Here is a 14,914-nt window from a genome sequence, read left to right as displayed (position 1 = left end):
CTCGGCGATCCTGGGCCGATGGGCGACGACATCCTGACCGACCGCGACTTGAACCGCGCCCTGCTGGCTCGGCAGATGTTGCTGGAACGCCACCCGCTGACCCCCGTCGACGCCTTGTCCCGGCTGCTGGCGATCCAGGCCCAACTGCCCCGCACGCCTTTCATCGGGCTGTGGTCCCGGCTGGCGACGTTCGAGCCGATAGCGTTGCGACAGGCCATCGACGCCCGCGAGGTGGTCCGCGCGACGGCCATGCGCGGCACGCTCCACCTGATGACCGCCGCCAACTTCCTGGCCTTCCGGGGCAGCCTGAGGACCGGAGAGGCCATCACCCTGCCGGGCGGGACCAAGACGACGGTCACCGAGCTGGAGCCGGTTCTGGCCCTGGCGCGCAGCCATTTCGCCGAGCCGCAGGTCTTCGAGAGTTTCCGGGACGTCCTGGAAAAGGCCGGCTATTCTGACATCCGCATCATGGCCTATGCGGCGCGCCAACTCCTGCCCCTGGTCCAGGCGGCGTCGGATACACCGTACGGCTTTTCGCCCGGTGGCGAGTTCGTCCTGGCCAAGGCCTATCTGGGCGAGGACATCGCGGCGGCGGCGGAGCCTGCTGAGTTGCTGCGCCGCTACCTGGCCGCCTGGGGCCCGGCGACGCCCGCCGACTTCAGCGGCTGGTCCGGATTGAAGGGTGTCGCGCCGCTGTTTGAAGCGCTCGGCGACGACCTGGTCACCTTCCGAGATGACCGAAAGAGGGTGCTCTACGATCTGAAGGACGCGCCCCGGCCGGGTGGCCACATCCCTGCCCCGCCGCGCTTCGTGCCGGACTTCGACGCCGTCACCCAGGGCCACCAGGACCGCGCCCGCATCCTGCCGCCCGAACACGCGCCCAGGGTCGCCAGCAAGAACCTGCAGGTTCCGCCGATGCTGCTGGTGGACGGTTTCGTCGCCGGGACGTGGAAGCTGGAGGCCAAGAAGAAGACCGCGACGGTGTCCGTCACCGCGTTCGAGAAGTTCACAGCCAAGGACCGCGAAGCCATTGAGGCCGAAGCCATCGCGCTGGCGAAAACCTTTGAACCGACAGCGGAAGCCGCCGTCCTGTTCGCCTAGAGCATGATCGCTTGAGACGGAACCGCGCAGCGGTCCCGGCTCAGGCGTGAATCATGCTCTCGCTTATATCTGGAGCCTGATCCACCGCATCGGCGGAATCGCGAAGCGATTCCACCTCAACGGATCAGGCTCTAGGTGTTCGCGGCCTTGGCGAAATAAATCTCCGCCGGCCCGGGGAAGTTCCGCTGGCGCACGTCGTCGGCATAGCCCGCAATGGCCTTGGTGATCTCGCCGCGCAGGTCGGCGTAGCGGCGCACGAACTTGGGCGTCCAGTCGAACAGGCCCAGCATGTCGTCGGTGACCAGGATCTGGCCGTCACAGCCGGCCGAGGCGCCGATGCCGATGGTGGGCACGGCGATGGCCTCGGTGATCTCGCGGGCCAGGCCCTCGGCGACACCCTCGACGACCACGGCGAAGGCGCCGGCCGCGGCGGTGGCCTTGGCCTCCTCCAGGATCCGGGCGCGTTCCTCGCCGGCGCGGCCCTTGGCCTTGAAGCCGCCATCCACCAGCACCGCCTGGGGCCGCAGGCCCACATGGCCCATGACCGGCACGCCACGCTTCACGAGATATTCGATGGTCTCCACCACCGTGGAGCCGCTCTCGACCTTCACCGCCGAGGCGCCGGTCTCCTTCATGATGCGCACGGCGTTCTGATAGGCGTTCTCGGGCGCGCCCTCGTAGGAGCCGAAGGGCATGTCCACCACCACCATGGCCTTCTTGGAGGTCCGCATCACCGCCTGGCCGTGCAGGATCATCATCTCCAGGGTGACGCCGACCGTGTTGGGCAGGCCATGCACCACCATGCCGACGCTGTCGCCCACCAGCAGCAGGTCGCAGTGGTCGTCCAGCAGTTCGGCCATGGGCGCGGTGTAGGCCGTCAGGCAGACAATGGGGACGCCGCCCTTGCGCGCGGTGATATCCGGCGCGGCGAGGCGCCGAACCGTTTCCTGACGTTGAGCCGACATCGTCAGATCTCCTCGATCACGCGGGTGAGCACGAAGCCCATGGCCAGGACAGCCAGGCCGCTGGCGATCCATACGACAGTCCAGTCCGACTGCACCATGGCGAACAGGTCCATGCCCGGGCGCGCCTGGGCGATCCCGGCCTGCAGGAGGCGCGAAGAGCCCGCCGAGGCGTCCTCCACCCGCTGGACGAAGTTGGACATGATGAGCTGGCTGGCGCCGACGACGCCACCGGCCACGCCGGCGGCCCCGATGAACCAGCGGCGCATGTTCCAGCCGCGGTTGAGCCGGTGCTCCACACGCGCCGCGAAGGCGCTCTCATCGGAGAACGCCGGCGCATCGGAGAAGAGCCGCTCCAGGCGACGCTCGAACTCGATCTCAGCCATTGCCACGCCTCCCTTCCAGCTCCGCACCCTCAGGCGCCAGTCGCGTTCTGAGTTTCTCCAGACCACGTTTGACATGGGATTTGACCGTTCCAAGCGGCAGATTCAAGGCATCGGCGGCCTCGGCGTGGGAGAGGCCCGCGCCGTAGCACATGGTCACGCAGAGCCGTTCGGCCGCGCCTAAACACTTCATGGCTTCGTCCAGATCGATGCGGCCGGCGGCGTCGGGATGGTGAGCGGTTTGGGCGCCCTCTTCAGCCTCGAGCGCCAGGCTCGCCAGACGCCGCTCACGTTGCAGACGCTTCAGGTACTGACGGGCGGCGATACGCTTGACCCAGGCGGCGAAGGTCCCCTCGCCGCGAAACTCGGTGATGCTTTCGAAGGCGGCCAGGAAGGCGTCCTGGGCCGTGTCGTCGGCCTCGGCCGAGGCTGCGCCCATCCGGCGCAGGAGGCCCCGCACCGCCGAGCCATGGCGGCGGACCAACTCGCCGAAGGCGCGCCGTTCTCCCGTGGCCGACAGGGTCGCGAGTTCCACGTCGTGGAGGCTGGCGTACCGCAGTTGCTGTGAGCCCGACATTGGGCTTGCTCCCCCTGGAACCGGCCTACTTGCCGCGCCCGAAGAATGAGATGGCGATAAAGGCCACGCCGATGAAGCCCGGGAAGGCGGCCATGCCGATCAGCGGATAGAGGGCGTCGGGCTCCTCGAAGCTGATGGCGAAGCCGAAGGCGGCCAGGCCCACCGCCACGCCCAGCCAGATGATGCCGGTGCGCAGGTCCCGCATGGGAGAGGCCGGCGCCTTGACCTTCACGTCGCTGGTGATGGCCTCGATGACTTCGGCGGGGATCGGCTGGCCATGCTCGATGGAGGCCTTGAGGGTGTCGTGCAGGCGCGAGCGTTCGCGGCTCTTCAGATAGGCGGGCACCAGGAACAGCGAGGCGATCGATCCGAAGACGATGAAGACGATGAGGACGGCTTCCATGACGTGGTCTCTCCAGTTTTGGGGCGTATCAGCCCGCTTCTGTGAGGAAAGAGGCCCGTGCCGCGCCCTATAGATGCAAGCGGGGCCATGAAATCTTTGTCATCATCTCAGTCTCAAGTCAGCACCCGGCCGCCAGGAGGCCAGGACCACCACCAGGGCGGCCGCCCCGATGGCCAGGCCGGCGGGGGCCAGGCCCTGCGCAAGGGCGTGCAGGGCCGGCTGTAGCGCGGGCCAGAGGATGGCCAGCACCGCGGCGGCGACAAGGCTGGCCGCGGCGATGAACACCATTTCCCGCTGGAAGCGGCGGCGCGCCATCGCCTCAAGGACCGAGGCCTGGAAGACGGGATCGCGGGCCGGTGGCAGGTCGTTCGCGAACAGGGCGGCGAGGTGATCGTCAGGCCGGGTCATCGGCTATTCCCAAGGCTTGCAGCAGACGCGAACGGCCTCGCGCCACGTGCGATTTCACTGTGCCCAGCGGCAGGGCCAGGATCTCGGCGGCCTCCGCGTGGCTGAAGTCCCCGGCGAGGCAGAGGGCGACCGCGGCCCTCTGCTCCACCGGCAGGCCGGCCATGGCCCGGTCCAGGGCCATCTTGTCGGCCGGATGCGGCGCGCCGGTCACCGGCGCCGCATCCTGGTAGTCCGCCTCCCGCCGCCGGGCCCGGCGGGCCGAGCGCAGGGCGGTCAGGGTCTTGTTATAGCCGATCCCGCAGAGCCAGGCCCGGACATTGGCATCGGGACCCAGCTCGCCGATCTTCTCCCAGGCGGTCAGAAAGGTCTCCTGGGCCAGGTCGTCGGCCAGGGCCCAGTCGCCGCAAGCCCGCCGCAGGAAGGCCCGCAGCGCCTGTTGATGGCGCTCGACCAGCCGGGCGATGTCCTGGGCAGGAGCATGGCCGCCATCGAGCGCCATCGGTGTCACTTGCCTCGGAAGGCCGAGGCCAGCAGCGCCAGGGCCAGGTTGGCCGCGGCGATACAGGTCAGGATGATCGCCACCACCCGGAACGGTCCCACCGTCCCCGGCACGAAGGCGTAGTAGGAGGCCACCCAGAAGGCCCCGGCTATGGCGCCGGTATAGATCGCCGACCGGAACTGCCAGTAGGGACCGTGGCGGGCGTAGCGGCGGGCGATACGCCGACCTCGGCGGCCCCGATAGTCGTCACGGTCGTCCTCGTCCCAGGTGTCGTCCTGCACCTGGCGCAGCAACTCCGGCGGCACGTCCTTGCCCTGGGCGGAATAGGTTTTGATCAGGTCCAGGGTGTCGCGGCTGCGCTGGTAGCTCAGCCACCGCTCCCAGGCGGCGAAGATGAACCCGCCGATGGGGAAGATGATCCACCAGTAGCCGCGGAAAAGGTCTTCCATGGTTGTCGCGTCCATGAGCGTGAGCCCCCGATTGATTTTCCGGGGCGGTGTCTGCCCGCCCGTTTCATCCCTAGTCGCCGCCGCGACGCCTGTTGGATGCAGGGCGCTTGAAAAATTCGCTCAGGTCGCGGGATGGGCCTCGGCCATGTAGGCGAGGCAGCCGGCGATAACCTCCGCCAGCGCGCCCTGGTCGACATCGGACAGCTTGTTCAGATAGAGACAGGCCTTGCCGGTCTTATACTTGCCCAGGCGCGCCATCAGCGCCGCGTCCTGGTGGCCGGACATGATGTAGAGGGTGAGCGCGGCCTTGCGCGGTGAGAACCCGACCCGGGGCGCGTCGCCCTCTCGGCCACTGTCGTAGTGATAGTGGTAGCTGCCGAAGCCGACGATGGCCGGCCCCCACATCTTCGCCGGAAAGCCGCTGACCCTGGCCATCAATGCGCAGATGGCGCGGGCGTCTGCCTGGCGGGTCTCGGGCTCTACGGCGGCGAGGAACGCCTCGACGCTGGCGTCGGTCTGCAGGGTCTTGTTCGGTGTCGGCGCCATGTCCGCCTCCCCAGCCTTGGCGCTGCGAGACTAACGCAATTTCGCTGCGTAGGCGTCTGGCTTGAACCCCACCAGTAATTCACCGCCCACCTCCAGCACCGGGCGCTTGATCATGGAGGGCTGGGCCAGCATCAGGGCGATGGCCTTGGCCTCGTCGACGCCCACCTTGTCGGCCTCAGGCAGTTTGCGGAAGGTGGTCCCGGCGCGGTTGAGCAAGACCTCCCAGCCGACCTTCCGGGCCCAGGTCTGCAGGGTGGCGCGGTCGATCCCGACGGTCTTGTAGTCGTGGAAGTCGTAGTCGACGCCGTGGCCGTCCAGCCAGTCCCGGGCCTTCTTCATCGTGTCGCAGGCCTTGATGCCGTAGATCGCGGTCTTTCCCATCGTGGCGCTCCCCGTCCGAATCAGCGGCCAGCTTACCGGGCCACGCCCGGGTTGGAGACGTTGGGCCGGACCCCGGCCTGCTTCCAGTAGATGGCCGTGCCGCTGAGCCCGCCATGCGGCTTGTAGGCATAGCCCGGGATGACCCCGGCGAGCTTGAACCCCATGGCCTCATAGAGCGGGGCCGCGCCACCGTCCGTGGCCGTGTCCAGCACCAGCAGAGTCCGGGACCTGGTCACGGCCAGACGCTCGGCTTCCCGCAGCAGGGCGGTGGCGATCCCCCTGCCCCGGTGGCTGAGCCGCGTCATCATCTTGGCGATCTCGGCGCGGTGCGGCTGGTTGTCGGGGCAGTCCAGCAGCAGGGTCACCGTACCCACCAGGGCCTCGCCGTCGAAGGCGCCCAGGATGACGCGCTCGTCCCGGGCGGCGGCCGCGAGAGCGTGGTCCCAGAAGGCGTCGGCCGTCTCCCGGCTGATGGGGTGCATGAAGCTGACAGACGCGCCGCTGGTGACCGCCTCGATGAGCAGGTCGCTGAGGGCGTCGCGGTGGGTGGTGTCGAGCATCTGGATCATGGTCAGCTCCGGGCCAGGACGACGACATAGGTGCAAGGCTGGGCGGTCTCGTTGGCGATGGTCACCTCGCCGGGCGGGCCAAAGCCCAGGCAGTCGCCGGCGGCGAGCTCGTGACGGTCGCCGCCCTCGTGGATGACCAGGTCGCCGGCCCGCACCCAGACCACCTGTCGGATGTGGGCGTAGGACGAGGCCGGCAGGATCACGCGCTGGCCGGTAGGCAGTTCGACTTCGACAGTCTCAACAGGGTGGTCAGGGCGGCTGAACACCTGGCGGCGGCGGTAGCCGGTCTCGGGGTCGCGCCAGACCGGCTGGTCGGCCGCGCGCGTCAGGCGCTCCCCGCCGCCCTCGGCGCGGAGCAGAAGGCCGGCCAGGGTGAGGTCGAAGGCGCCGGCCAGGCGGACCAGGATGACGGCGGTGGGGCTGACCTCCTGACGCTCGATCTTGCTGATGGTGGCCTTGGAGACGCCAGCGCGCTCGGCGAGGTCAGCGAGCGACCAGCCGCGCATGTCACGCTCCAGCCTCAGGCGGCTGGCCAGCAGCGCTCCGGAATCGTCTACTAGAGTATCCATTCGTCTTGAATATGAGACGACAAAGGTGAGATCAACCCGATAGCGCGGCGCGGGGCCCACAGGCCGGCAAAAGCTCACCTCGAAGCATGGACATGGCGGGATGATCACGCCATGTGCAGGCCTTCGCTCCAGAGCCCTTGAGACCGTCATGCCCGCTTACCGTTCCCGCACCTCCACCCATGGCCGCAACATGGCCGGCGCCCGCGGGCTATGGCGCGCCACCGGGATGAAGGACGCCGACTTCGGCAAGCCGATCATCGCGGTGGTGAACTCCTTCACCCAGTTCGTGCCGGGCCACGTGCACCTCAAGGACCTGGGCCAGCTGGTGGCGCGCGAGATCGAGCGGGCCGGCGGAGTGGCCAAGGAATTCAACACCATCGCCGTGGACGACGGTATCGCCATGGGCCACGACGGCATGCTCTATAGCCTGCCGTCCCGCGAACTGATCGCCGACAGCGTCGAGTACATGGCCAACGCCCACTGCGTGGACGCCATGGTCTGCATCTCCAACTGCGACAAGATCACGCCAGGCATGCTGATGGCGTCCCTGCGGCTGAACATCCCCACGGTCTTCGTCTCCGGCGGGCCCATGGAGGCCGGCAAGGTGATCCTCAACGGCAAGGAAGTCGCCCTGGACCTGGTGGACGCCATGGTCGCCGCCGCTGACGAGTCCGTCTCCGACGAGGACGTGGCGACCATCGAGCGGTCGGCCTGCCCCACCTGCGGCTCCTGCTCGGGGATGTTCACCGCCAATTCGATGAACTGCCTGACCGAGGCGCTCGGCCTCTCCCTGCCCGGCAACGGTTCGGTCCTGGCCACCCACGCCGACCGCGAGCGCCTGTTCCTGGAGGCCGGCCACACGGTGGTGGACATCACCCGGCGCTTCTACGAGCAGGACGACGCCAGCGTGCTGCCGCGCTCGGTGGCCAACTTCCGGGCCTTCGAGAACGCCATGAGCCTGGACATCGCCATGGGCGGCTCCACCAACACCGTCCTGCACCTGCTGGCCGCCGCCCACGAGGCGGAGGTGGACTTCACCATGGACGACATCGACCGGCTGTCGCGCCGAGTGCCCTGCCTGTCCAAGGTCGCGCCGGCCAAGTCCGACGTGCACATGGAGGATGTCCACCGGGCCGGGGGCGTCATGGCCCTGCTGGGGGAACTGGACCGCGGCGGCCTGCTGCACACCGACACCCCGACCGTCCACAGCGCCACCCTGGGGGAGGCCCTGGACCGTTGGGACATCGCCCGCACCACCAGCGAGAGCGTCCATACCTTCTTCAAGGCCGCGCCGGGCGGCGTGCCGACCCAGACCGCGTTCAGCCAGAGCCGCCGCTGGGACGCGCTGGACCTGGACCGGGCGGGCGGCGTGATCCGCAATGTCGAGAACGCGTTTTCCAAGGACGGCGGCCTGGCGGTGCTGAAGGGCAACCTGGCCCTGGACGGCTGCATTGTGAAGACGGCGGGCGTGGACGACAGCATCCTGGTCTTCACCGGCACGGCCCGGGTGTTCGAGAGCCAGGACGCCTCGGTGAGCGCCATCCTGACCGGCAAGATCAAGGCCGGCGACGTGGTGGTGATCCGCTACGAGGGGCCGCGCGGCGGGCCGGGCATGCAGGAGATGCTCTATCCCACCAGCTATCTGAAATCGAAGGGCCTGGGGAAGGCCTGCGCCCTGATCACCGACGGCCGGTTCTCCGGCGGCACCTCGGGCCTCTCCATCGGCCACGTCTCGCCCGAAGCCGCCGAGGGCGGGCTGATCGGCCTGGTGCAGGACGGCGACCAGATCGAGATCAACATCCCGCAGCGGAGCATCCATCTGGCCGTGAGCGACGCGGTGATCGCCGAGCGCCGGGCCGCGCAGTTGGCCCGGGGATCCGAGGCCTGGACCCCGGCCGCCAAGCGCGAACGCAAGGTCTCCATGGCCCTGCGCGCCTACGCCGCCTTCACCACCAGCGCCGCCCGCGGCGCGGTGCGGGACGTGGATCAGTTCAGAGGCTGACGGCCCGGGGGCCAGTCTGGCGCGGCCGACGCCGCGCTGATCGAACATGGCTCCGCCAGATCAGGCTTGCCGGGCCCTGATTATGACAGTCCTATTCCCGCCATTCAGGCCTGGAGGGATTGGGATGTCGAACCTGGGAACCATCGCCACGGATCGTCGCACGCTGCTGGCCGGAGGCGCGGCCGCCGCCCTGTTCACGCCCGGCCTGGCCCTCGCCGCCAGCGGCGACCTGCCCGCCATCCGCAAGGCCGCCGAGGCGGGCTACGCGGCCTCGGTGAAGCGCATCCAGGACTGGATCGCCCTGCCCTCCATCGCCGCCGAAAACCTCGATATGGAAAAGGGCGCCGACTACATGGCGGCCCTGGCCAAGGACGCCGGCTTCCAGCACGTCGAGAAGGTGGCCACCGAGGGCGCGCCCGGCGTGTTCGCCACCCTGGATGTCGGCGCCAAGCGCTGGATGGGCATCTACTTCATGTACGACGTGAAGCAGTACGACCCCGCCGAGTGGAGCTCCCCGCCCCTGGAGGCGCGCATCGTCGACAAGCCCGGCTTCGGCAAGGTGATCGTTGGGCGCGGCGCGGTGAACCAGAAGGGGCCGCAGGCCGCCTTCCTGGCCGGGCTGCACGCCATCCACGCCGCCGGCAAGACATCGCCGGTGAACCTGGTGCTGATCTGCGAGGGCGAGGAGGAGATCGGCAGCCCCCACTTCCGCCAGATCGTCACCAAGCCCCACATCCTGGCCGCCCTGAAGAAGTGCGAGGGCGTGATCATCCCCGCCGGCTGGCAGAGCCCCAGCGACGGGGGCGTGACGGTCAACCTTGGCGCCAAGGGCATCGTCGAGCTGGAGCTGGTGGCGAGCGGCGCCAAGTGGGGTCGAGGCCCCAAGACCGACATCCACTCCAGCGAGAAGGCCCGGGTCGACAGCCCGGCCTGGCGGCTGGTGCAGGCGCTCACCACCCTGGTCACTCCGGACGGCAACAATCCGGCCATCGACAACTATTTCGAGAAGGTCCGTCCCCTGACACCCCGGGAGAAGGAGCTGATCGCCCTGGCCGGCAAGCAGCTCAGCGAGGCCGACGCCAAGAAGGCGCTGGGGGTCGAGCACTTCATCGACGACCTGCCCTGGGAGAAGACCCTGGAGCGGCTGGCCTCACAGCCGACCGTCAATATCGAGGGGCTGGTCTCGGGCTATACCGGTCCCGGCGGCAAGACCGTGTTGCCGGGCCGGGCGGTGGCCAAGATGGACCTGCGCCTGGTGCCCAACATGACCGCCGAGGACTCGGTGGCCAAGCTGCGCGCCCACCTGGACAAGCGCGGCTTTGCGGACATCGAGGTCAATGTCAGCGGCGGCTACGACCCCACCGAGACCGACGAGAACAGCCGGCTGATCAAGGCCGAGCTGGCCACCTACAAGCGCAACAAGGTTCCGACCACCATCTATCCCCGCCTGGCCGGTTCGTGGCCGGGGGCGGTGTTCACCTCGGCCCCAGTCAGCCTGCCGGCCGGCCAGTTCGGCCTGGGCCATGGCAGCGGGGCGCATGCGCCCAACGAGTACTACGTGATCGAGTCCAGCAACCCGAAGGTCCAGGGCCTGGTGGGGTCGACCATGAGCTATGTGGACTTCCTCTACGAGATCGCCGCGGCGAAGTAGGCGCTACTTGGAGGCCTGCCGGGCCATGTACCAGGCGCCAAATTCGTGGCCGTCGAGCAGGCCGTCGGCGTTCTTGTCGGCCTTGGCGAACTCGGCGGCCGGCAGCTTGTAGGCGGCCCACTCGGCCTTGCTGAGCCGGTCATCCTTGTTGGTGTCGGCGGGATGGATGAACCGGCCCTCCGCCGCCATGGCGGTGGAGGCGGCGGCCAGGGCGGCGGCGAGGATCAGGAAGCTCGGGCGCATGGGAAACTCCGCGTCGGTGGAGCGGTGCAGAGATCACGCCGGTGTGGCCGAATTTCGCCAACCGATGGGGTTCAGCCAAAGGCGAGGCTTGGATCAGCGGCCAAGGACACCATCTAGCCATCAACCGGGCTTGGCCTCGGGCGGCCGGGCTCCTAGGGTCGCCGGAAATGAAGGAGAAGATCGATGAGTCAGGAACGTGCGGTGCTGGCCGGCGGCTGCTTCTGGGGCATGCAGGATCTGATCCGCCGCTATGACGGCGTGATCTCCACACGGGTCGGTTATTCCGGCGGCGACGTGAAGAACGCCACCTATCGCAATCACGGGACCCACGCCGAGGCCATCGAGATCGTCTTTGATCCGGCTCTTATCAGCTACCGCGCCCTGCTTGAGTTCTTCTTCCAGATCCACGATCCCACCACCAAGGACCGCCAGGGTAATGACATCGGCCTGAGCTATCGCTCGGCGATCTACTACACCGACGAGGCCCAGAAGCAGGTGGCCCTGGACACCATCGCCGACGTCGAGGCCTCGGGCCTGTGGCCGGGCAAGGTGGTGACCGAAGTCGAGCCGGTGGGCGACTTCTGGGAAGCAGAGCCAGAGCACCAGGATTATCTGGAGCGCATCCCCAACGGCTACACCTGCCACTTCGTGCGGCCAGGCTGGAAGCTGCCGGTCCGCGCCTCGGCTTGAGGCTTGGCAGCGGCTAGACCGCCCCGACTTCCACTTGATCGTCGCCTGCGGCCCTGGACTGTTGAATTCCTTGGGTTCCCCCATTGGCGAACCAGGAATCCCCCAGGGATACGGTCAGACCAACATCGGCTCCATCCAGAGCGCAGCGCCAATTGTTGGGCAGGCTCATCAAAATGTTTCGGTCCCTCACTGAGGGAGGGAATTGGAAAGTGGCCGGTCAAGACCCGACCGCGGTGTCGCTCTCGATCCGCCCATCCTCGAGCAGGATGCGTCGGGAACACTCCGCAGCGACATGCTCGTCATGGGTGCAGATCAGGAAGGTGACCCCATTCTGGCGATTCATCTCTCGCATCAGCCCCAGGACCTGCTGCGCCGACTGGCGGTCGAGGTTGCCGGTAGGCTCATCGGCAAGCACCAGGACCGGTTCGTTGATGAGGGCGCGGGCGATGGCGACCCGCTGTTTCTGTCCGCCGGAGAGCCGCGTGGAGCGGAAGTCGCTGCGGTCCGCGAGGCCAACCCGGGTTAAGAGGTCGCTGGCCCGCGCGCGGATCGCGCTCGATATGCCGCCGGCGGGCGCGGCAGCCGGGAAAGCGACGTTCTCCAGCGCGCTGAAATCCGGCAGCAGGTGGTGGGCCTGGAAGACGAAACCCAGGCGCCGGCTCCGGAAAGCCGCGCGCGCCTTGTCCGGCAGCGCGTCCACACGCTCCCCGGCGATCTCGATGGTCCCGTGAGTCGGAGTCAGCAAGAGACCTAGAATCGAGAGCAGCGTCGACTTGCCGGACCCAGACGCCCCGAGCAGGGCCACCAGTTCACCCGCTTCCAAGTCAAGGTCAACGCCGGTGAGCACCTCCGTCAGAGTCTCACCGTTGCGGAAGCTCTTGGTGACGCCGCGGGCGCGGAGGACCAGCGTCACTGCTGGATCGCCTCAAGCGGATCGATGCGCGAGGCGGCGCGCGCGGGTAGCAGCGAGGCCAGCACTGCGCCGAGAGTGGTCAGCACGAGGGCGGCGACATACCCGCCCTGCTCCGGCGCGATGGGAAGCGCAGGACTGCCGTCCGCGCGGGTCAGGGTGGCCAGCCAACGACAGAGGCCATAGCCGATGGCGCAGCCGAGCAACGCGCCAAGAAGCCCGATCATCAGGCCCTGTAGCAGGAAGACGCGGGCGATGAACCCGCCCGACACCCCCGTCGCGCGCATGATCCCGATTTCGGGGCGCCGCCGGTAGGCGGACAGTACGAGGGCGCTCGACACGCCGATGAGGATCGACACCAGAGAGAAGATCTGGATCAGCCGCCCCGTCTGTCCCTGAGCGGCAAGCGCGTCGTCCAGCGACTCGTTCTTCTCCTGCCACGGCGTGCTGCGCAGCCCCGTCGCCTCCTCGAGAAAACGGGCGACCTCTCGCGCCTCCTCGGGCCGAACCAGCTTGATCTCGATGTTCGTGACGCCCTCAGGCAGGCGGAAGATAGGACGCGCAGTTTGTAGAGAGAGAAACACCACGCGCGCATCCAAGCTCTGCAAACCGGTCCTGTAGACTCCGTGCACGGTCAGCAGCCGCTCGGCGCCCCTATCGGTCCGCAGCAAAACCGGCTGACCGACGGAAAGCCCGAGTTCCTCGGCAAGACGCGCCCCAACCAGGAGGCCATCGGAGCCGAATTGCGAGCGCCCACTGATGATATGGGTGCTTATGGAAGAGACGACATCGAGGCTCTCCGGCTCAATCCCAGTTACGGACACCGGCTGCACGGCCTCGCCACGCACCAGGAACGCGCTGCCGCTGACCTGCGGGCTGATCGCCGAAACGCCCTTTTTGGGTACGCACCAGCGCGACCACAGAGCGCCATTCGCGGATCTGTCGTCGCTGGAAGGTGGACACCTGCGCTATGCCCTCACTCCGCACCTGCGGCACAGCAAGAATTCGCGCGACGCGCGTCGGAGGCTCCAGGGTGACGTGGGCGCTGTTCGCCGTGACCTCGTCTGTGAGCCGGATGGCCAGCCCCTGGATCAACGCGGTGATGAACACAAATACCGTCACTCCCAGGGCGACGCCGGCGAGCAGCAGTCCGGTCTGGCCAGGACTGGAGGTGAGATAGCGGCGCGCGACCGTGAAAGCGTACATGGCTAGCGTTCGGGCTGCAGGGGGCGGGCCCGCGACCCCGTCGCCACCTCTGCTGGCGTCAATACGATGCGCTCGCCGGCCTTGAGGCCGCTTTCCACGATCGCATTGGTCGACGGCCAATCGGCGATTCGAATCGGGCGGGAGCGCGCGATGTTATCGAGGCCAACGACAAGAACCCTTGGCGCCACGGTCGCGTCCACCACGGCCTGCCGAGGAACGATGATCAGGCTCTCGGCAGGGCCGACAACGATGGTGACGTCCACAGACCGTCCCGGGGCGAGCCTGGGAATCGGCTCCGGCGACACCCTCACGCGTCGGCCGCCCGTCGAGGCATCGACCTTCGGAGAGACCTCACTGACCACGGCGCGATAGACCGTCCTCGAACCCGAAGGCGAGACTCGCGCCGCCATGCCGGGCCGCAGCGTATCGGCATAGGCCTCGTCCACCTCGGCCTCCACCTCGAAGCCGGTGACCGCCCCGAGCTCGAAGATCGTGGTCGTTGTCGTGACGACTTGGCCGTTGTCGATGGGACGGGCGAGCACGATGCTGGCCATTGGGGCCGTGACGACGAACTCGCGGGTACGCGCCGTGGTGGCGCGATGGCTCGCCGCAGCGGCGGTCACTTCCGCCTCCGCGGCCCTCGAAGCCGCGCGGGCCTGGTCCAGAGCCGCCCGGGCGGCGAAGCCGCGCTCGAACAGGGTCGTGGTCCGCGACAGACTCTGCCGTACCTCGGCGGCCCGGGCGCGGGCGGCGGCCAGGCGTGCAAGCTCGGCCTCGGCCTGCGCCTGCTCGACCGTCGACTTGATCACCGCGAGCGGGGCGCCGGAGGCGACCCGGTCCCCCTCGTCGTGCAGCAGACGTATCACTTGGCCAGGATTGACGGGTCTGACCTGGACAAGGTCGTTGGGCCGCACCCGGCCTACGACGGCGAGAACGCGCTCCGTCTTCTCGGCGGTGACCCGGAAGGTTGCCACCGGTTTGGGCCCGTTGGCCATAATCGCGACCGCCAGCATGGCGGAGACAATCGCCACGGCCAGCGCGATCATGATCGACGTTCGCTTGGTCATCGACTCCCTTAAGAATGAAACCTTGGCCGATTTATCCCGAGGCTTTGATGCGCGCCGGCGTGGGACCTAGCTTCAGGCCTGACATAGCGGCTCCGTAGATGATGAACCGCGCAGCCGCGCTCCGCCAATGCTGCACTGTTCTGGCGACCTCGTCATCAGCCGGAAGTGTTCGCCGACCGACTGAAGTGAAGCTGGCGGAAGAGCCCCGATCCCAAGGCGAGGACCATCATGCGTCCCCAAAGACCGACCATTCACAGTCAACCGCCTGCGAATGACGCGCGACACATCATCAACTAGA

Annotated in this window: 20 protein-coding genes; 4 read left to right on the top strand and 16 right to left on the bottom strand. The window is 68.0% G+C overall.

The features are described 5' to 3' along the window. Positions 1-18: 18 nt before the first annotated feature. Positions 19-1,101 carry a winged helix DNA-binding domain-containing protein gene (locus OCL97_RS17395; RefSeq protein WP_377371104.1) on the top strand — a complete coding sequence of 361 codons (1,083 nt, stop codon included), beginning with the start codon at positions 19-21 and terminating at the stop codon, positions 1,099-1,101. A gap of 131 nt (positions 1,102-1,232) precedes the next feature. Here OCL97_RS17395 and panB read toward each other — a convergent pair whose 3' ends face one another. The 11 genes from panB to OCL97_RS17340 form a co-directional block, all read right to left on the bottom strand. Then, complete coding sequence (gene panB / locus OCL97_RS17390; RefSeq protein ID WP_377371103.1) at positions 1,233-2,066, bottom strand: 3-methyl-2-oxobutanoate hydroxymethyltransferase; 834 nt, start codon at positions 2,064-2,066, stop codon at positions 1,233-1,235. Between the two features lie 2 nt (positions 2,067-2,068). Then, positions 2,069-2,449: a hypothetical protein gene (locus OCL97_RS17385; RefSeq protein WP_304778335.1), complete on the bottom strand. Its 381-nt coding sequence runs from the start codon at positions 2,447-2,449 to the stop codon at positions 2,069-2,071. Then, positions 2,442-3,023: an RNA polymerase sigma factor gene (locus tag OCL97_RS17380; RefSeq protein WP_305338419.1), complete on the bottom strand. Its 582-nt coding sequence runs from the start codon at positions 3,021-3,023 to the stop codon at positions 2,442-2,444. Before OCL97_RS17380 ends, OCL97_RS17385 begins: the two co-directional genes overlap by 8 nt. 25 nt (positions 3,024-3,048) lie before the next feature. After that, positions 3,049-3,426, bottom strand: coding sequence for a DUF6249 domain-containing protein (locus OCL97_RS17375; RefSeq protein WP_304778341.1), 378 nt, complete (start codon positions 3,424-3,426; stop codon positions 3,049-3,051). 102 nt (positions 3,427-3,528) lie between these two features. Continuing rightward, a complete protein-coding gene (locus OCL97_RS17370; protein WP_377371102.1) occupies positions 3,529-3,834 on the bottom strand; it encodes a hypothetical protein in 306 nt (101 codons plus the stop codon). Continuing rightward, entirely contained in the window at positions 3,821-4,333 is a 513-nt protein-coding gene (locus OCL97_RS17365; RefSeq protein WP_377371101.1) for an RNA polymerase sigma factor, read from the bottom strand. The genes OCL97_RS17370 and OCL97_RS17365 overlap by 14 nt, the downstream gene beginning before the upstream one ends. Positions 4,334-4,338: 5 nt before the next feature. After that, positions 4,339-4,782: a hypothetical protein gene (locus OCL97_RS17360; RefSeq protein ID WP_377371100.1), complete on the bottom strand. Its 444-nt coding sequence runs from the start codon at positions 4,780-4,782 to the stop codon at positions 4,339-4,341. Positions 4,783-4,902: 120 nt separating this feature from the next. Beyond that, the gene (locus OCL97_RS17355) at positions 4,903-5,328 is read right to left on the bottom strand and encodes a DUF1801 domain-containing protein (RefSeq protein ID WP_377371098.1); all 426 of its coding nucleotides are present in this window, start codon (positions 5,326-5,328) and stop codon (positions 4,903-4,905) included. Positions 5,329-5,358: 30 nt separating this feature from the next. After that, the gene (locus tag OCL97_RS17350) at positions 5,359-5,709 is read right to left on the bottom strand and encodes an ArsC family reductase (protein WP_377371096.1); all 351 of its coding nucleotides are present in this window, start codon (positions 5,707-5,709) and stop codon (positions 5,359-5,361) included. Between the two features lie 32 nt (positions 5,710-5,741). Beyond that, entirely contained in the window at positions 5,742-6,278 is a 537-nt protein-coding gene (locus OCL97_RS17345) for a GNAT family N-acetyltransferase (protein WP_377371095.1), read from the bottom strand. A gap of 2 nt (positions 6,279-6,280) precedes the next feature. Further along, positions 6,281-6,847: a helix-turn-helix domain-containing protein gene (locus OCL97_RS17340; protein WP_377371094.1), complete on the bottom strand. Its 567-nt coding sequence runs from the start codon at positions 6,845-6,847 to the stop codon at positions 6,281-6,283. Between the two features lie 148 nt (positions 6,848-6,995). Between OCL97_RS17340 and ilvD the strand changes: the two genes are divergently transcribed. Both ilvD and OCL97_RS17330 read left to right on the top strand, forming a co-directional pair. Beyond that, a complete protein-coding gene (gene ilvD / locus OCL97_RS17335; RefSeq protein ID WP_377371093.1) occupies positions 6,996-8,849 on the top strand; it encodes a dihydroxy-acid dehydratase in 1,854 nt (617 codons plus the stop codon). 124 nt (positions 8,850-8,973) lie between these two features. After that, positions 8,974-10,500, top strand: coding sequence for a M20/M25/M40 family metallo-hydrolase (locus tag OCL97_RS17330; RefSeq protein ID WP_377371092.1), 1,527 nt, complete (start codon positions 8,974-8,976; stop codon positions 10,498-10,500). Positions 10,501-10,503: 3 nt separating this feature from the next. On the opposite strand, the gene OCL97_RS17325 is transcribed toward OCL97_RS17330, so the two are convergent. Continuing rightward, positions 10,504-10,743: an EF-hand domain-containing protein gene (locus tag OCL97_RS17325; RefSeq protein ID WP_304781490.1), complete on the bottom strand. Its 240-nt coding sequence runs from the start codon at positions 10,741-10,743 to the stop codon at positions 10,504-10,506. Positions 10,744-10,926: 183 nt separating this feature from the next. Here OCL97_RS17325 and msrA point away from each other — a divergent pair, with 183 nt between their 5' ends. After that, a complete protein-coding gene (msrA, locus tag OCL97_RS17320; protein ID WP_377371091.1) occupies positions 10,927-11,433 on the top strand; it encodes a peptide-methionine (S)-S-oxide reductase MsrA in 507 nt (168 codons plus the stop codon). 217 nt (positions 11,434-11,650) lie between these two features. Here the strand turns inward: msrA and OCL97_RS17315 are convergent, their stop codons facing one another. From OCL97_RS17315 to OCL97_RS17300, 4 genes are read right to left on the bottom strand one after another with little or no spacing between them, the layout of a single operon-like run. Further along, positions 11,651-12,346: an ABC transporter ATP-binding protein gene (locus tag OCL97_RS17315; RefSeq protein ID WP_377371090.1), complete on the bottom strand. Its 696-nt coding sequence runs from the start codon at positions 12,344-12,346 to the stop codon at positions 11,651-11,653. Continuing rightward, positions 12,343-13,191, bottom strand: a complete 849-nt coding sequence (locus tag OCL97_RS17310) for an ABC transporter permease (RefSeq protein ID WP_377371088.1) — start codon at positions 13,189-13,191, stop codon at positions 12,343-12,345. The genes OCL97_RS17315 and OCL97_RS17310 overlap by 4 nt, the downstream gene beginning before the upstream one ends. Continuing rightward, the gene (locus OCL97_RS17305) at positions 13,148-13,549 is read right to left on the bottom strand and encodes a hypothetical protein (RefSeq protein ID WP_377371087.1); all 402 of its coding nucleotides are present in this window, start codon (positions 13,547-13,549) and stop codon (positions 13,148-13,150) included. The genes OCL97_RS17310 and OCL97_RS17305 overlap by 44 nt, the downstream gene beginning before the upstream one ends. Positions 13,550-13,551: 2 nt before the next feature. After that, positions 13,552-14,616: an efflux RND transporter periplasmic adaptor subunit gene (locus OCL97_RS17300; RefSeq protein WP_377371086.1), complete on the bottom strand. Its 1,065-nt coding sequence runs from the start codon at positions 14,614-14,616 to the stop codon at positions 13,552-13,554. Positions 14,617-14,914 lie beyond the last annotated feature (298 nt).

The sequence above is a fragment of the Phenylobacterium ferrooxidans genome (genome assembly GCF_042714595.1).
GTDB classification, from domain to species: domain Bacteria; phylum Pseudomonadota; class Alphaproteobacteria; order Caulobacterales; family Caulobacteraceae; genus Phenylobacterium; species Phenylobacterium ferrooxidans.
Note: the sequence above shows the minus strand (reverse complement) of the source record. Positions and strands in the feature narration are given on the sequence as shown.

Excerpts from the sequence above, each read along its gene's own strand:
- OCL97_RS17360 (WP_377371100.1), bottom strand. The coding sequence starts at position 4,782 with ATGGAAGACCTTTTCCGCGGCTACTGGTGGATCATCTTCCCCATCGGC.
- OCL97_RS17330 (WP_377371092.1), top strand. The coding sequence starts at position 8,974 with ATGTCGAACCTGGGAACCATCGCCACGGATCGTCGCACGCTGCTGGCC.
- OCL97_RS17300 (WP_377371086.1), bottom strand. The coding sequence starts at position 14,616 with ATGACCAAGCGAACGTCGATCATGATCGCGCTGGCCGTGGCGATTGTC.
- panB (WP_377371103.1), bottom strand. The coding sequence starts at position 2,066 with ATGTCGGCTCAACGTCAGGAAACGGTTCGGCGCCTCGCCGCGCCGGAT.
- OCL97_RS17355 (WP_377371098.1), bottom strand. The coding sequence starts at position 5,328 with ATGGCGCCGACACCGAACAAGACCCTGCAGACCGACGCCAGCGTCGAG.
- OCL97_RS17370 (WP_377371102.1), bottom strand. The coding sequence starts at position 3,834 with ATGACCCGGCCTGACGATCACCTCGCCGCCCTGTTCGCGAACGACCTG.
- OCL97_RS17340 (WP_377371094.1), bottom strand. The coding sequence starts at position 6,847 with ATGGATACTCTAGTAGACGATTCCGGAGCGCTGCTGGCCAGCCGCCTG.
- OCL97_RS17385 (WP_304778335.1), bottom strand. The coding sequence starts at position 2,449 with ATGGCTGAGATCGAGTTCGAGCGTCGCCTGGAGCGGCTCTTCTCCGAT.
- OCL97_RS17380 (WP_305338419.1), bottom strand. The coding sequence starts at position 3,023 with ATGTCGGGCTCACAGCAACTGCGGTACGCCAGCCTCCACGACGTGGAA.
- OCL97_RS17375 (WP_304778341.1), bottom strand. The coding sequence starts at position 3,426 with ATGGAAGCCGTCCTCATCGTCTTCATCGTCTTCGGATCGATCGCCTCG.
- OCL97_RS17305 (WP_377371087.1), bottom strand. The coding sequence starts at position 13,549 with ATGTACGCTTTCACGGTCGCGCGCCGCTATCTCACCTCCAGTCCTGGC.
- msrA (WP_377371091.1), top strand. The coding sequence starts at position 10,927 with ATGAGTCAGGAACGTGCGGTGCTGGCCGGCGGCTGCTTCTGGGGCATG.
- OCL97_RS17350 (WP_377371096.1), bottom strand. The coding sequence starts at position 5,709 with ATGGGAAAGACCGCGATCTACGGCATCAAGGCCTGCGACACGATGAAG.
- OCL97_RS17365 (WP_377371101.1), bottom strand. The coding sequence starts at position 4,333 with ATGGCGCTCGATGGCGGCCATGCTCCTGCCCAGGACATCGCCCGGCTG.
- OCL97_RS17395 (WP_377371104.1), top strand. The coding sequence starts at position 19 with ATGGGCGACGACATCCTGACCGACCGCGACTTGAACCGCGCCCTGCTG.
- ilvD (WP_377371093.1), top strand. The coding sequence starts at position 6,996 with ATGCCCGCTTACCGTTCCCGCACCTCCACCCATGGCCGCAACATGGCC.
- OCL97_RS17345 (WP_377371095.1), bottom strand. The coding sequence starts at position 6,278 with ATGATCCAGATGCTCGACACCACCCACCGCGACGCCCTCAGCGACCTG.
- OCL97_RS17325 (WP_304781490.1), bottom strand. The coding sequence starts at position 10,743 with ATGCGCCCGAGCTTCCTGATCCTCGCCGCCGCCCTGGCCGCCGCCTCC.